This window comes from Actinacidiphila yeochonensis CN732 (genome assembly GCF_000745345.1).
Lineage (GTDB): Bacteria > Actinomycetota > Actinomycetes > Streptomycetales > Streptomycetaceae > Actinacidiphila > Actinacidiphila yeochonensis.
Map to the genome: position 1 here is coordinate 3,074,342 of NZ_JQNR01000005.1, position 15,717 is coordinate 3,090,058.

The 15,717-nt window shown below is 73.7% G+C and carries 13 protein-coding genes and 1 pseudogene; 11 read left to right on the top strand and 3 right to left on the bottom strand.

The features are described from left to right. Positions 1-18 precede the first annotated feature (18 nt). The gene (locus BS72_RS24815) at positions 19-738 is read right to left on the bottom strand and encodes a bifunctional DNA primase/polymerase (RefSeq protein ID WP_037913712.1); all 720 of its coding nucleotides are present in this window, start codon (positions 736-738) and stop codon (positions 19-21) included. Positions 739-941: 203 nt separating this feature from the next. Between BS72_RS24815 and nsdA the strand changes: the two genes are divergently transcribed. From nsdA to ffh, 5 genes are all read left to right on the top strand, one after another. Next, the gene (gene nsdA / locus BS72_RS24820; protein WP_037913713.1) at positions 942-2,402 is read left to right on the top strand and encodes a transcriptional repressor NsdA; all 1,461 of its coding nucleotides are present in this window, start codon (positions 942-944) and stop codon (positions 2,400-2,402) included. Positions 2,403-2,623: 221 nt separating this feature from the next. After that, the gene (locus BS72_RS24825; RefSeq protein WP_037913715.1) at positions 2,624-3,967 is read left to right on the top strand and encodes an ammonium transporter; all 1,344 of its coding nucleotides are present in this window, start codon (positions 2,624-2,626) and stop codon (positions 3,965-3,967) included. After that, positions 3,964-4,302, top strand: a complete 339-nt coding sequence (locus BS72_RS24830; RefSeq protein ID WP_037913716.1) for a P-II family nitrogen regulator — start codon at positions 3,964-3,966, stop codon at positions 4,300-4,302. The genes BS72_RS24825 and BS72_RS24830 overlap by 4 nt, the downstream gene beginning before the upstream one ends. A 118-nt stretch (positions 4,303-4,420) precedes the next feature. Beyond that, complete coding sequence (locus tag BS72_RS24835) at positions 4,421-6,946, top strand: [protein-PII] uridylyltransferase (protein ID WP_037913717.1); 2,526 nt, start codon at positions 4,421-4,423, stop codon at positions 6,944-6,946. Between the two features lie 227 nt (positions 6,947-7,173). Next, entirely contained in the window at positions 7,174-8,727 is a 1,554-nt protein-coding gene (gene ffh / locus BS72_RS24840; RefSeq protein ID WP_037913719.1) for a signal recognition particle protein, read from the top strand. Between the two features lie 198 nt (positions 8,728-8,925). Here ffh and BS72_RS24845 read toward each other — a convergent pair whose 3' ends face one another. Continuing rightward, the gene (locus BS72_RS24845; protein WP_051951639.1) at positions 8,926-9,447 is read right to left on the bottom strand and encodes a DUF402 domain-containing protein; all 522 of its coding nucleotides are present in this window, start codon (positions 9,445-9,447) and stop codon (positions 8,926-8,928) included. Between the two features lie 239 nt (positions 9,448-9,686). Next, positions 9,687-10,582, bottom strand: a pseudogene (locus BS72_RS37490) (methyltransferase domain-containing protein). A gap of 258 nt (positions 10,583-10,840) precedes the next feature. On the opposite strand from BS72_RS37490, the gene proS reads away from it, so the two are divergent. The 6 genes from proS to trmD all read left to right on the top strand — a co-directional run bounded on the left by proS (position 10,841) and on the right by trmD (position 15,657). Then, positions 10,841-12,253, top strand: a complete 1,413-nt coding sequence (proS, locus tag BS72_RS24855) for a proline--tRNA ligase (RefSeq protein WP_037913722.1) — start codon at positions 10,841-10,843, stop codon at positions 12,251-12,253. A gap of 291 nt (positions 12,254-12,544) precedes the next feature. Beyond that, on the top strand, positions 12,545-13,135 hold the full coding sequence (locus BS72_RS24860) for a hypothetical protein (RefSeq protein WP_037913725.1): 591 nt from the start codon (positions 12,545-12,547) through the stop codon (positions 13,133-13,135). Positions 13,136-13,281: 146 nt separating this feature from the next. Further along, a complete protein-coding gene (gene rpsP, locus BS72_RS24865) occupies positions 13,282-13,731 on the top strand; it encodes a 30S ribosomal protein S16 (protein ID WP_037913726.1) in 450 nt (149 codons plus the stop codon). Between the two features lie 2 nt (positions 13,732-13,733). Then, positions 13,734-13,973, top strand: a complete 240-nt coding sequence (locus BS72_RS24870) for an RNA-binding protein (RefSeq protein ID WP_037913728.1) — start codon at positions 13,734-13,736, stop codon at positions 13,971-13,973. A gap of 234 nt (positions 13,974-14,207) precedes the next feature. Then, positions 14,208-14,834: a ribosome maturation factor RimM gene (rimM, locus tag BS72_RS24875; protein ID WP_051951641.1), complete on the top strand. Its 627-nt coding sequence runs from the start codon at positions 14,208-14,210 to the stop codon at positions 14,832-14,834. 1 nt (position 14,835) lies between these two features. After that, the gene (gene trmD, locus BS72_RS24880; protein ID WP_037913730.1) at positions 14,836-15,657 is read left to right on the top strand and encodes a tRNA (guanosine(37)-N1)-methyltransferase TrmD; all 822 of its coding nucleotides are present in this window, start codon (positions 14,836-14,838) and stop codon (positions 15,655-15,657) included. Positions 15,658-15,717: the final 60 nt, after the last annotated feature.

Consider the following 15,717-nt stretch of genomic DNA (forward strand, 5'->3'; position numbering starts at 1 on the left):
CGCGTCCCGCGCGTCGTCCTAGGCGTGCACGCGGGCGCGGTGCGACACGTACGCCAGGGTGCCCAGCAGCAGCCGGGCCTCCGGGGGCTGGCGCTCCCCGTCCTGGCGCGGCTCGCGCAGCCACCGCACCGGGCCGAGCCCCGCGAAGTCCGACGGGGGAGCGGTGACATGCTCGCCGCGGCCCAGGCACCGCAGGTCCAGCCGGGCGTCGTCCCAGCCCATCCGGTACAGCAGGTGCGGCAGTTCGGCGGCGGCACCCGGCGCCACGAAGAACTGCGCCCGGCCGGTCGGCGTCAGCAGCACCGGACCCAGCCGCAGTCCCATCCGCTCCAGCCGGTCCAGCGCCCGGCGGCCGGGCGCCTCCGCCACGTCGATCACGTCGAAGGACCGCCCGGTGGGCAGCAGCACCGACGCCCCGGGCATCCGCTCCCAGAGCCGCTCCGCCAGTTCGAGATCCGCGCCCGGCGGCAGCTCCGCGGCAGGGTCCAGGGGGTGCGCGCCCGGCAGCGGACAGCCGTCCCGGCCGCACGAGCAGGCGCCGCCGCCGCGGACGGCCCGCGCCCCCGGCACCACCGCCCAGCCGCACCGGCCGGTGTACTCGGCCACGGTGCCGCAGAGGGCGGTGTGCGACCGGCGCCGGCCTGCCCGTACACCGGAGAGTGCCGCGGCCCGTACGGCCCCGCGCACGGTGGTCCGGTGCTGCCGCATCTCGCGCATGCTGCCGATCGTGAACACCATGACCCCTCCAACGGATCGCCGCTGCCGATGGTTACGGGCCCGCTCACGCGTGTCCCCGCGGCATGTGTCAAGTGAATCGCGCGCCGGGGCCCGGGCGTTCATTCGAAGGGGTGGCGAATGGTGGCGATTACGCAATTGCGCCACGGGAGGGGTGACGGCGGCGCTACGTTACGGGGGAGCAGAAACGGGATGGGGGCGCGACCGTGGCCGGCACAGCGGAGAGGCAGCCCAACGCGCAACTGACTTCGTGGTTCGTGCGCAGCGGCTGGTCCAAGGGCGAGCTTGCCCGCCAAGTCAACCGCAGGGCGCGCCAGATGGGTGCCCACCACGTGAGCACGGACACGTCCCGGGTACGCCGCTGGCTGGACGGCGAGCAGCCGAGGGAGCCGATCCCGCGCATCCTGTCCGAGCTGTTCTCCGAGCGCTTCGGCTGCGTCGTGCCCGTCGAGGACATCGGCCTGCGCGCCACCCACCAGCCGACCGCCGGCGGCGGGGTGGACCTGCCGTGGGCCGGTCCGCAGACGGTCCAGCTGATCAACGAGTTCTCCCGCAGCGACCTGATGCTGGGCCGCCGCGGCTTCCTCGGCGCCTCCCTCGTGCTCTCGGCCGGCCCGGCCCTGCTCGAACCCATGCAGCGCTGGCTGGTGCCGACCGCGGCCGGCGGGCCGGCCCCGGCCCCGCCCGCGCAGCCGCACGAGGCCGGCGGCCGCCCGTCGCGGCTGTCCGAGCAGGAGCTGCAACTCCTGGAGTCCACCGCCGCCATGTTCCGCGAGTGGGACAGCCAGTGCGGTGGCGGGCTGCGCCGCAAGGCGGTCGTCGGGCAGCTGCACGAGGTCACCGACCTGCTCCAGGAGAGCCACCCCGAGTCCGTGACCCGGCGGCTGTACCGGGTCACCGCCGACCTCGCCGCGCTCGCCGGCTGGATGAGCTACGACGTCGGGCTCCAGCCCATCGCCCAGAAGTACCTGGTGCTGGCGCTGCACGCGGCCAAGGAGGCCGGCGACAGCTCGCTGGGCGCCTTCGTCCTGTCCTCGATGAGCCGCCAGATGATCCACCTGGAGCGGCCGGACGACGCCCTGGAGCTGATCCACCTCGCCCAGTACGGCAGCCGCGACTCGGCCACCGCCACCACCCAGGCCATGCTGCACGCCCTGGAGGCCCGCGCCTACGCCAACATGGGGCTGGCCAACAAGTGCCACCGGGCGGTCCGGATGGCCGAGGACGCCTTCACCGACTCCCGCCCGGACGACGACCCGCCGTGGATCAGCTTCTTCACCGAGGCCGAACTCCACGCCGAGAACGCCCACTCCTACCGCGACCTCGCCTACGTCGCGGGCCGCAGCCCCACCTACGCCTCGCTGGCCCACCCGGAGATGCACCTCGCGGTCGAGGGCTTCGGCCGTGACCCGGTGCACCAGCGCGCCTACGCGCTCAACCTCGTCGGCATGGGCACCGTCCACCTGCTGATGCGGCACCCCGAGCAGGCCGCGCACTTCACCGGCCGGGCCGTCAACATCGCCAAGCGGGTGCGGTCCGAACGCGTCAACACGCGCATCCGCAAGACCACCCACGCGGCCGTACGCGACTTCGGCGACGTGCCCGAGGTGATCGAACTGGCCGAACGGCTTTCCGAGGAACTGCCGGAAGTCGCCGAATCCGCCTGAGGCGGCTGCGGCGGCCATCGCTGATCTCCTGCTTTCCCATCCGTATACAGTATTCACGGAGCTGGGCCCCGGTTCATCCCCGCGTAACACGCGCGACTTCTTCGTCACGGCCGCGAAACACCCTGCGGCATCGTCGGAAACCCTCTTCGGCCAATCTCGGACACCATACCGGCCCACTCTGCACAGCCCGCACGGGCCGTACGGACGACGAGGAGACGCCGATGGCTCCAGCCATCATCACGCTGGCCGCGGACGCGCCCAGGCTAGATTCCGGAAGTACGGCGTTCATGCTGATCAGCGCCGCCCTGGTGATGGTGATGACCCCGGGTCTCGCCTTCTTCTACGGCGGCATGGTCCGCGTGAAGAGCGCCCTCAACATGCTGATGATGAGTTTCATCAGCCTCGGCATCATCACCATTCTGTGGACCCTCTACGGATTCAGTTTCGCCTTCGACACCGGCAACGGGTTCCTGGGTGGCACCAACTGGCTCGGCATGCGCAACATAGGGATCTCCGAGCTGTGGCCCGGATACTCCATTCCGATCTACGTATTCGCTGTCTTCCAGCTCATGTTCGCCATCATCACGCCGGCCCTGATCAGCGGTGCGCTCGCCGACCGGGTGAAGTTCACCGCCTGGTCGCTGTACATCACGCTGTGGGCGACGGTTGTCTACTTCCCCGTGGCGCACTGGGTGTGGGGCTCCGACGGCTGGCTGTACAAGAAGGGCGTCATCGACTTCGCCGGCGGAACCGCGGTCCACATCAACGCCGGCGCCGCGGCCCTGGGCGTCATCCTCGTGATCGGCAAGCGCAAGGGCTTCGGCCGTGACGCGATGCGCCCGCACAACATCCCGCTGGTGATGCTCGGCGCCGGCCTGCTGTGGTTCGGCTGGTTCGGCTTCAACGCCGGCTCCTGGCTCGCCTCCGACGGCGTCGCCGCCGTGGCCTTCACCAACACCCAGGTCGCCACCGCCGCCGCGATGATCGGCTGGCTGGTCTACGAGCGGCTGCGCCACGGCTCCTTCACCACCCTGGGCGCGGCCTCGGGGGCCGTCGCCGGCCTCGTCGCCGTCACCCCCGCCTGCGGCTCGATCTCCCCGCTGGGCGCCATCCTGCTCGGCCTGGTCACCGGGGCGGTCTGCGCCGCCGCGGTCGGTCTGAAGTACCGCTTCGGTTACGACGACTCCCTCGACGTGGTCGGCGTCCACATGGTCGGCGGCATCATCGGCTCGCTGTCCATCGGCTTCCTGGCCACCGGCGGCGTCGGCCAGACCGCCAAGGGCCTCTTCTACGGCGGCGGCTGGCACCAGCTGGGCCTGCAGTTCATCGGTGTCGGCGCGGTGCTGGGCTACTCCCTGGTCTGCTCCGCGATCCTGGCCAAGCTGATCGACATGGTGATGGGCTTCCGGGTCAGCGAGGAGGAGGAGGCCGCCGGCGTCGACCAGGCGCTGCACGCCGAGTCCGCCTACGACTTCACCGCCGTCGGCAGCCGTATCGCCGGCGCCCTGACCGGTGGGTCCAGCACCGAGGCGGACGCCTCCCCCACGAAGAAGGTGGACGCGTGAAGCTCATCACCGCCGTCGTCAAGCCGCACCGGCTCGACGAGGTCAAGGAGGCCCTCCAGGCCTTCGGCGTGCACGGCCTGACCGTCACCGAGGCCAGCGGCTACGGCCGCCAGCGCGGCCACACCGAGGTCTACCGCGGCGCGGAGTACACCGTCGACCTGGTGCCGAAGATCCGCATAGAGATCCTGGTGGAGGACTCCGACGCCGACGACCTGATCGAGGTGGTGGTCAAGGCCGCCCGAACGGGGAAGATCGGTGACGGGAAGGTGTGGAGCCTTCCGGTCGACACCGCCGTCAGGGTCCGCACCGGCGAACGCGGCCCCGACGCGCTCTGACCCCCGCGTCCGCGCCGCACCGCGCGGACAGCCGGCCGGGCCCCAGCGGGCCCGGCCGGCCGGGCCCGCCCACGCGACGGCCGCCAGGCCGGGCGAACCGACAACCAGCGGAGAACGAGTGACCGACAGCGTCGAAGGGCAAGGCCACAGCTACGCGGCGGCCCGGCTGCACCTGCTCACCGAGGAGGCGCGGCCCGGGCCGCCGCGCCGTGCCGCCCTGTCGGCGCTCACCGACCGGTGGCTGGCCGGCCTGGCCGCCCACGCCGCAGCCGACACCGGCGCCACCGGCTGGGCGCTGGCCGCCGTGGGCGGGTACGGCCGCGGCGAGCTCTCCCCGCGCAGCGACCTCGACCTGCTCCTGCTGCACACCGGCCGGGGCTCCGACGGTGTCGCCGCCCTGGCCGACCGCCTCTGGTACCCCGTCTGGGACCTCGGCCTCGCCCTGGACCACTCGGTACGCACCCCCGACGAGGCCCGCCGCGCCGCCGCCGAGGACCTCAAGGTCAACCTCGGCCTGCTCGACGCCCGCCACCTGGCCGGCGACGGCTCCCTCACCTCCCGGCTGCGCAGCGCCGTCCTCGCCGACTGGCGCAACCGGGCCGCCGACCGGCTGCCCGCGCTGCGCGAGCTGTGCGCCGAGCGCGCCGAACGCCAGGGCGAGCTGTCCTACCTCCTCGAACCCGACCTCAAGGAAGCCCGCGGCGGCCTGCGGGACGCCACCGCGCTGCGCGCCGTGGCCGCCTCCTGGCTGGCCGACGCACCCCGGGAGGGCCTGGAGGAGGCCCGCAACCAGCTCCTGGACACCCGCGACGCCCTCCACCTGGTCACCGGCCGCGCCACCGACCGGCTCGCCCTCCAGGAGCAGGACCAGATCGCCGCCGCCCTGGGCCTGCTCGACGCCGACGCGCTGCTGCGCCAGGTCTACGAGGCGGCCCGCCGCATCACCTACGCCAGCGACGTCACCTGGCGCGAGGTGGCCCGGGTGCTGCGGGCCCGAGGCAGCCGCCCGCGCCGCCGCCTGCTGGGCCTCGGCCGCGCCGCCCGGTCCGTCGCCCCGGCCGCCGCCTCCTCCGGACCCGAGCGGGTGCCGCTCGCCGAGGGCGTGGTGGAGTTGGAGGGCGAGGCGGTCCTCGCGCTGACCGCCAGGCCCGAGCGCGACCCCGTCCTGCCGCTGCGGGCCGCGGCGGCGGCGGCCCAGGCCGGCCTGCCGCTTTCGCCGCACGCCGTGCGGCGGCTGGCCGCCGCCGCCCGCCCGCTGCCGTCCCCCTGGCCGGCCGAGGCCCGCGAACAGCTCGTCACCCTGCTCGGCGCGGGCGAGGCCGCTGTCCCCGTATGGGAGGCGCTGGAGGCCGAGGGCCTGGTCACCCGGCTCATCCCCGACTGGGAGCGGGTGCGCTGCCGCCCGCAGCGCAACGCCGTGCACCGCTTCACCGTCGACCGGCACCTGGTGGAGACCGCCGTGCGCGCCTCCGCCCTCACCCGCCGGGTGGGCCGCCCCGACCTGCTGCTGACCGCCGCGCTCCTGCACGACATGGGCAAGGGCTGGCCCGGCGACCACAGCGAGGCCGGCGAGGTCATCGCCCGCGACCTGGGCGCCCGGATCGGCTTCGGCCCCGCCGACACCGAGACCCTCGCCCTGCTGGTCCGCCACCACCTGCTGCTGATCGAGACCGCCACCCGGCGCGACCTGGACGACCCCGAGACCATCCGGACCGTCGCCGAGGCGGTCCGCGACACCGCAACGCTGGAACTGCTCGCCGCGCTCACCGAGGCGGACGCCCTGGCCACCGGTCCGGCGGCCTGGAGCACCTGGCGGGCCTCCCTGCTCGCCGACCTCGTGGTCCGCGTGGCCGGCGCCCTGGACACCGGGCAGCTCCCCGACAACACCGACCCGGACCCCACCGCGGAGGAGGAGCGGCTCGCCGTGGAAGCCGCCCGTACCGGCGGCCCGGTGCTCTCCCTGCGGGCCCGCGCCGAGCCGCCCGCGGCGCCGCCCGCCGGTACGGAGCCGGCCGGGGGCGCGACGGAGGCCGGCGCCGCCGCGGAGGCGGCGGACGGTGGGGAGGCGGCGGGCGGCGGGGCGCTGGGCGTCGAACTGCTGCTGGCCGTGCCCGACCGGCCCGGCCTGGTGGCGCAGGCCGCTGGCGTGCTGGCGCTGCACCGGCTCACCGTGCGCGCCGCCGACCTGCGGGCCGTCGATCCGGCCGGGATCGGTCCCGTCGCGCTGCTGAACTGGCGGGTCGCCGCGGAGTACGGGGCGCTCCCGGAGGCCGGGCGGCTGCGCGCCGACCTCGCCCGGGCCTTCGACGGCTCCCTGGACATCGAGGCGCGGCTGGCCGAGCGGGAGGCCGCCTACCCCCGGCGGCGCGGCATCACCCCGCCCCCGCCCCGGGTCACCGTGGCCCCCGGCCACACCTCGCAGACCGCCACCGTCCTGGAGGTCCGCGCGCACGACGCCCCCGGGCTGCTGCACCGCATCGGCCTGGCGCTGACCGCCGCCGCCGTCACCGTCCGCTCGGCCCGCATCTCCACCCTGGGCGCGAACGCCGTCGACGCCTTCTACGTCGTCGGCAAGGACGGCGACCCGCTGCCCGCCGACCGGGCGGCAGAGGTGGCCCGGCAGGTGGAGGCGGCCCTGCGCTGAGCCGTGACCGTACGGGCGGGTGATCGTTGAACGGGCGTTCCCGGAGCGGGCGGGGGACGGCCCACCGGCCCGGCGGTCCACCGGGACCGTCGGCCGCCGTTTCCCGCGCCCCGCGGGTTCTCCTGCGGCCTGCGGTGATTCCGACGGGCAGGGACGCCCTGCCTGCCCGGCCGGATACTCTGGAAGGCGATCGTCCCCGCCCCCGACACCGAGGATCTGCGACCACCGTGTTCGATACCCTTTCCGATCGCCTTGCGGACACCTTCAAGAGCCTGCGAGGCAAAGGGCGTCTGACCGAAGCGGACGTCGACGCCACAGCGCGGGAGATCCGTATCGCGCTGCTGGAAGCCGACGTCGCGCTCCCGGTCGTCCGGGCCTTCATCGCGAACGTCAAGCAGCGGGCGCTCGGTGCGGAGGTCTCCAAGGCGCTCAACCCCGGCCAGCAAGTGATCAAGATCGTCGACCAGGAGCTCGTGCAGATCCTGGGCGGCGAGACCCGGCGGCTGCGGTTCGCCAAGCAGCCGCCGACCGTGATCATGCTCGCCGGCCTCCAGGGCGCCGGCAAGACCACCCTGGCCGGCAAGCTCGGCCAGTGGCTGAAGAAGCAGGGCCACACCCCGCTGCTGGTCGCCTGCGACCTCCAGCGCCCCAACGCGGTCAACCAGCTGTCGGTCGTCGCCGAGCGGGCCGGCGTCGCGGTCTTCGCGCCCGAGCCGGGCAACGGCGTGGGCGACCCGGTGAAGGTCGCGCAGGACTCGATCGCCTACGCCAGGACGCAGCAGTACGACGTGGTCGTCGTCGACACCGCGGGCCGGCTGGGCATCGACCAGGAGATGATGCGGCAGGCCGCGGACATCCGCGACGCCGTGCGGCCGGACGAGATCCTGTTCGTCGTCGACGCGATGATCGGCCAGGACGCGGTGAACACCGCGGAGGCGTTCCGCGACGGCGTCGGCTTCGACGGCGTGGTGCTCTCCAAGCTCGACGGCGACGCGCGCGGCGGCGCCGCCCTGTCGATCGCGCACGTGACCGGCAAGCAGATCATGTTCGCGTCGAACGGCGAGAAGCTCGACGACTTCGACGCCTTCCACCCCGACCGGATGGCCTCGCGCATCCTCGGGATGGGCGACATGCTCACGCTGATCGAGCAGGCCGAGCAGACGCTCGACCGCGCCGAGGCCGAGAAGATGGCGGCCAAGCTCGCCAAGGGCCCCAAGGAGTTCACGCTCGACGACTTCCTGTCCCAGATGGAGCAGGTCCGCAAGATGGGCTCGCTCTCCAAGATCCTCGGCATGCTGCCGGGCATGGGGCAGATCCGCGACCAGATCAACAGCCTGGACGAGCGCGACGTCGACCGCACCGCCGCGATCATCAAGTCCATGACCCCGGGCGAGCGCGCCGACCCGCACATCATCAACGGCTCCCGCCGCGCCCGCATCGCGCGCGGCTCGGGCGTCGAGGTCAGCGCGGTGAAGAACCTGGTGGAGCGGTTCTTCGAGGCCCGCAAGATGATGTCGCGGATGGCACAGGGCGGCGGCATGCCGGGGATGCCCGGGATGCCGGGCATGGGCGGCGCGGGCAAGCAGAAGAAGCAGCAGAAGCAGGCCAAGGGCCGGCGCCAGAGCGGCAACCCGCTGAAGCGCAAGGCCGAGGAGGAGGCCGCCGCCGCCCGCCGCGAGCAGCAGCAGAACGCGGCCGACGGCGAGGGCGGCAGCCCGTTCGGCCTGCCGGGCGGCAAGGACTTCGAGCTGCCCGACGACTTCAAGAAGTTCATGGGCTGAGCGGGACGCGTCGGGCGGCCGGCCGGAGCCTCCGCGCCGGTCGGCCCGTCCGCACCGATGGCCGGTCCGTCCGCGTGGACGGCGCCCCCGGTCCCGCGTCGGGACCGGGGGCGCCGTGGCGTTCAGCGGGGCCGCGCCCGAACCGGGCCGCCGAGTTCGGACCGCCGGCCGGTCCAGCCGGGGCGAGCCGCGCGCGGGTCAGCGGGTGAGCTGCTCCAGCCCCCCGGCGCCGAGCGCGGCCCGCTCCAGCGCGTCCAGCGCGCGCACCGCGTTCCCGGCCGCTTCCGGGTCCCGCGCGGAGAGGCCGCTGGCCGCGAACTCGTCCTCGTCCAGTCGCCGTACGTCCGTACCGTCGGCCGACACCCACAGGTCGAGGTCCAGGTCCTCGGAGACGAGCACGCCGCCGTCGACGACGACCGGGCGCGTCACGTCGCAGTACCAGCCCTTCAGCTCGCCGCCGGCGGTCCTGACCTCCTTGACGGCATACCAGCGGTCCCGCCAGTAGTGCTCGGTGAAGACGTCCCCGGGCGCGAACACCGTGAAGCCGAAGTCCCGCGCCTCCGGCAGCGACCAGGGCGCGGTGACGGTCACCCGCCCCCCGTCGTCCGCCACTACCTCGGCGTCGTAACCGACCTTCTCCCGCCCGGCCTTGACCAGGCGGACGAGGACCGGGGTACCGGGGAGCAGCGGCGCGGAGCCGCCGGGCGTGGCGAGGGGCATGCGGTCATCCTGGCCGAACCGCCGGGCCCCGGCCACCGAATACCCGGGCCGCCGCCCGGCGGTCGCACACCGGGCCCTTCCTGCCGCCAACCGTAGGACCGGCCCCCGCCCGCCTATAGGTGGCGGAAGGGGAGGACCCCATAGGTGGTTCAGCGATCTATGCGGGGTGCCCTGAGGCGCCTGAGGCATCCCGGTGCCTCGGGCTCCCGCCCCCGACGCCGCCGGGACGCGCCAGGAGCTCAAGCGGCCTCGTACGCCCGCTGCGGCCGGCTCACCGCCCGCGCCGGGGAGCCCGCCGGGCGGGCTATCAGGTACCGGAAGACGTTCTCCATCCGCACCGAGCCGTCGGGGCGCCGGTAGGGGTGCAGGGCCTCGGCGATCTCCTTGTCGACCTGGTGGTCGTCGGTCGCCGCGACCGCCGCGTCGAACAGCCCGGTGGACAGCAGCCCGCGCACCGCGCTGGCCAGGTCCGGGTAGCCGAAGGGGCACGACACCCGCCCCGAGCCGTCCGGCCGCAGGCCCGCCCGGCGCGCCACGTCCTCCAGGTCGTCGCGGCCGCTCAGCCGCGGCGCGGGCGCCGTGGCGCCGCGCGGCTCGGCCAGCCTGGTGGCCACCTCCAGCACGCGGGCGGTCGCGCACCGCTCCGGCGGGCCCCAGCCGGCCAGCACCACCGCGCTGCCCGGGGGCGCCGCGCGGACCGCCGAGGCCAGCTCCGGGCCGAGCTCCTCGGTCGGGGCCGCCGGATCGAAGGCGGTGATCACGTCGTAACCGCCCGGCGCGGCCTCCCCGCCCTCCGGGGAGAGCACCCGCGCCAGATCGTCCGGCGCCTCGCGGGCCAGCAGCCGGGCGCGCCGGGCTGGCCCGGGCCGCCGCGCAGCGCGAGGCGCTCCCGGGCCAGCGCCAGCCGTCCCGTGTCGGTGTCGCAGCCGGTGACCCGGGCGCCCCGGGACGCCGCGAGGAGCAGGGCCAGTCCGGTCCCGCAGCCCAGGCCGAGCAGCCGGGTCCGGGAGCCGACCTCCAGCCGGTCGTAGACCGTCTCGTAGAGCGGGACCAGCATCCGCTCCTGAATCTCCGCCCAGTCCCGTGTCCTGGCCTCCGTGCCGGGCCTCGGTCCGCGATGGAGCGTAGGTGCCATGAAAGCCCCCAACAGCTGACGGGATCGCCGTTCGTACGCCTGGGGTTGCGGGTGCGGGGCAGCCACGGAGGTCTCGTGCGCGCCGCACTCGTCCCGAAAGCCAGAGAACTCCGGAACCGGCCGCCCGTCCAGAGGGCGCGTGGAGCGTTCTCGTGAACTTCCCGCTACGGCGGTGTTACCCGCCGTCCGGCCCCCCGGGGGCACATCAGGGGACGGACCGATTCACGCTGCGGCGGCGCCGGGCCGTACCATCACCCCATGGCAAAGGCTCCCGTTCTCACCCCCCAGGCGGACGACTTCCCGCGCTGGTACCAGGACCTGATCAACAAGGCCGAACTCGCCGACAACGGCCCGGTCCGCGGCACCATGGTGATCAGGCCGTACGGATACGGCCTGTGGGAGCGGATGCAGGCCGACATGGACGCGCGGATCAAGGGCGTCGGCGCGCAGAACGCCTACTTCCCGCTCTTCATCCCGCAGTCGTACCTGACGCGCGAGGCCGAGCACGTGGAGGGCTTCGCGCCGGAGCTGGCGGTCGTCACCCACGGCGGCGGCAAGGAGCTGGAGGAGCCGATCGTCGTCCGGCCCACCTCCGAGACGATCATCAACGAGTACTTCTCCAAGTGGGTGCAGAGCTACCGCGACCTGCCGCTGCTGATCAACCAGTGGGCCAACGTGGTCCGCTGGGAGCTGCGCCCGCGGCTGTTCCTGCGCACCACCGAGTTCCTGTGGCAGGAGGGCCACACCGCGCACGCCACCGAGCAGGACGCGCGCGAGTTCGCCTCCCGCATCCAGCGCGACGTCTACGCGGACTTCATGCGGAACGTCCTGGCGATGGACGTGGTGCTGGGCCGCAAGACCGCCAAGGAGCGGTTCGCCGGAGCCACCAACACCCTCACCCTTGAGGGCATGATGGGCGACGGCAAGGCGCTCCAGCTGGGCACCAGCCACGAGCTCGGCCAGAACTTCGCCAAGGCGTTCAACACCTCCTACCTGTCCAAGGACGGCGCCCAGGAGCACGTGTGGCAGACGTCCTGGGGCAGCACGACGCGGATGATCGGCGCCCTGGTGATGATGCACGGCGACGACAACGGCCTGCGGGTCCCGCCGCAGTTGGCGCACGTCCAGGTCGTGGTGCTGGCGATCAAGGGCGACGACGCCGTGGTGGCCAAGGTCCAGGAGGTCGGTGAGAAGCTGCGCGAGGCGGGTCTGCGGGTGGTCGTCGACGACCGCACCGACACCCCCTTCGGGCGGCGTGCCGTGGACTGGGAGCTCAAGGGCGTCCCGGTGCGGGTCGAGATCGGTCCGCGCGACCTGGAGTCGGGCACCGCGATGCTCGCCCGCCGCATTCCGGGCGGCAAGGCGCCGGTGGAGCTCGACGCGCTGGCCGGCCTGCTGCCCAAGGTGCTGGAGGAGGACCAGGCGCAGCTGCTGCGGGAGTCCAGCGACCGGCGGCTGGCGCGGACGGTCGACGTGGCCACCATCGAGGAGGCCGCGGAGGCCGCCGCCACCGGCTGGGCCCGCATCCCGTGGGCCGACCTCGGCCCCGAGGGTGAGGCCAAGCTCGCCGAGCAGGGCGTCTCCGTGCGCTGCCTGGTCGCCGCCGACGGCTCCGTCCCGCAGTCCGACGACGAGCCCGGCGCGCTGGCGATCGTGGCCCGCGCCTACTGAGACCGGACGGTCCGCGACCGGACCGCTCGCACCCGGCCGGCCGCGGCCGGGTGCGAGCGGTGCCGGGAAACGGGCCGCTCGCGCCGAACAACCGCATACGCCACGGCTTGTCGGGGATCATCCCTGATTGGGGCGGGTGTGCTGGGATCTCAGGAGTTTCCTCCGGTCCCTCCGCACCCGCCCTTCGTCATGCGTATCCATGCGCATCGATCCGGAACTGACCGATCAGTGCAAATTAAATGGGCTAGCCCGGAATCGGAACACCAGCGCCGCCCTGCTCGTTGTCACGTCGTGAGCACGACACCACCTGTCCTCGCCGCCGAGCTTGCAGTCGCCTGGGCCGATATCCAACGGCACCACCCCGAACTGCCCGATCTGGCCGCCCCGGAGTCACTGATCGGAGAGTCCTCGTCCGCCTGCGGGACCGAGCTCTCCTTCGAACGCCTGCTGCACGAGGCCGTCCACGGAATCGCCGCCGCCCGCGGTATCCGCGACACCTCGCGGGCGGGCCGCTACCACAACCGCCGCTTCCTGGCGATCGCCGACGAGATGGGCCTCGACCACGCCGACGAGCCGCATCCCAGCAGCGGCTTCTCACTCGTCGTGATGCGCCCGGACACCCGTAAGCGCTACCGCTCCACCATCGAACGCCTCCAGCGGGCCCTCAAGGCGCACACCGCCGCCACCAGTGCCGACACCGGCCGCTCCTTCCGCGGGCCGGCCGCCCGCCACGGGTCGTCCGGTGGCGGGGTGCGCGTCAAGGCGGTCTGCGACTGCGGGCGCAACGTGCGCGTGGTGCCCTCGGTGCTGGCGCAGGCGCCCATCATGTGCGGTGCCTGCGGCCAGCCCTTCCGCATCCCCGAGGTCGTGGGTGTCGGCTGACTGTGGCATTATGGTCAGCTGAGAACTCGACAGCCGTGCAGGAACCCTCTCTCCTTCGGCTGACGCGTCCACCGGGCACCGCCTCCCACAACCCCACGTGGGCTTCGGCACGCCCAAACACGTCAACACCAGGAGAACCCACTCCCGTGGCAGTCAAGATCAAGCTGAAGCGTCTGGGCAAGATCCGTTCGCCTCACTACCGCATCATCGTCGCCGACGCTCGCACCCGCCGTGACGGCCGGGCGATCGAGGAGATCGGCCTGTACCACCCGGTGCAGAACCCCTCGCTCATCCAGGTCGACTCCGAGCGCGCGCAGCACTGGCTCTCGGTCGGCGCCCAGCCGACGGAGCCGGTCCTCGCGATCCTGAAGCTCACCGGCGACTGGCAGAAGTTCAAGGGCGAGCCCGCGCCGGCCCCGCTGCTCCAGCCGGAGCCGAAGGCCGACAAGCGCGCGCTGTTCGAGGCCGCTGCCAAGGACACCGCCGACGAGCCCAAGGGCGAGGCGATCACCCCGAAGGCGAAGAAGGCCGACAAGGCTGAGAAGAAGGCCGAGGACGCCGAGGCTGCCGCCCCGGCCGAGTCCACCGAGGCCTGAGCGTGCTTGAGGAGGCCCTTGAGCACCTGGTGAAGGGCATCGTCGACAACCCCGACGATGTGCAGGTCGACATGCGCACCCTGCGCCGCGGCAGCGTGCTGGAGGTCCGGGTCCACCCCGACGACCTCGGCAAGGTGATCGGGCGCAACGGCCGGACGGCGCGTGCTCTGCGCACCGTCGTCGGCGCGCTCGGCGGGCGGGGTGTCCGCGTCGACCTGGTCGACGTCGACCAGGTGCGCTGACGGTCGCCAGCTTCTTCACGTCCGGGCCGGAGGCGGCTTCGCCTCCGGCCCGGACGCGTCTGGGCCCACCGGGCCGCACGCCGGACGCCCCGCCGGGCCCCTCGGGACCTGGCGGGGCTCCGCCGACGTCTCGCCGAGCCGGGCCGTCCCGGACGGCGCCGACGCGCCCCACCGGCTCCCGGCCCTCCGGGCCTCCTCCCATCCGCCTCCTCCACACCGGGAGTTGAACCACCCGTGCAGCTCGTAGTCGGCCGGATCGGCCGCGCCCACGGCATCAAGGGCGAGGTCAGCGTCGATGTGCGCACCGACGAGCCGGAACTGCGGCTCGCCCCCGGAGCCGTCCTCGCCACCGACCCCGCCTCCACCGGGCCGCTCACCATCGCCACCGGCCGGGTCCACAGCGGCCGGCTGATGCTGCGCTTCGAGGGTGTCACCGACCGCAACGGCGCCGAGGCGCTGCGCGGCACCCTCCTCATCGCCGAGGTCGACCCGGAGGAGACCCCCGAGGACCCCGAGGAGTTCTACGACCACCAGCTCGTCGACCTCGACGTCGTGACCGTCGACGGCCGCGAGGTCGGACGGATCGCCGAGATCTCCCACCTGCCCTACCACGATCTCCTCGTGGTGCGGCGCCCCGACGGCGGCGAGGTGCTGGTGCCCTTCGTCGCCGAGATCGTGCCCGAGATCGACCTGGAGGAGCAGCGGGCCGTCATCGACCCCCCTCCTGGGCTGCTCGACGACGCCGCGGCCGAGGTCGCCGGCTCCCGCGACGAGGCGCCTCGCCAGGACTCCGGCACGGCCCAGGACGGGACGGCGGACGCCGACGGCAAGGCCGCCGCGGATGTCGAGGACGGCTCCTGACATGCGGATCGACGTCGTCACGATCTTCCCCGAGTACCTCGAACCGCTGAACGTCTCCCTGGTCGGCAAGGCCCGCAGCACCGGACGCCTCGACGTCCGGGTGCACGACCTGCGCTCCTGGGCACACGACCGGCACAACACCGTGGACGACACGCCCTACGGTGGCGGCCCCGGCATGGTGATGATGACCGGCCCCTGGGGCGAGGCCCTCGACGACACCCTCGCCGACGGCTACGAGCAGGGCGCGTCCCAGCCCGCCCTGGTGGTGCCCACGCCCAGCGGCCGTCCGTTCACCCAGGCCCTGGCGGTCGAGCTCTCCGCCCGGCCCTGGCTGGTGTTCGCCCCCGCCCGCTACGAGGGCATCGACTCCCGGGTGACGGCGGAGTACGCCACCCGCATGCCGGTGTACGAGGTCTCCATCGGCGACTACGTGCTGGCCGGGGGCGAGGCCGCGGTCCTGGTCGTCACCGAGGCCGTGGCGCGGCTGCTGCCCGGGGTCCTGGGCAACGCCGCCTCGCACGCCGACGACTCCTTCGCGCCCGGGGCCATGGCCGACCTCCTGGAGGGCCCGGTCTACACCAAGCCCCCGGTGTGGCGCGGCCGCGACATCCCCGAGGTGCTGCTCAGCGGCCACCACGGCAGGATCGCCCGCTGGCGCCGCGACGAGGCGTTCCGCCGCACCGCCGCCCACCGCCCGGACCTGATCGAGCGGGCCGACCCGGCCGCCTTCGACCGCAAGGACCGCGAGATGCTCTCCATCCTGGGCTGGCAACCCGGACCCGACGGCCGATTTGGGCGCAACCCCGACGCCGTGGAAGAATGACCCGCTGCGGCCCGTACGGCTCCGCGCCCCTGCCACAGGGGGAACGACGCCGACCGCACC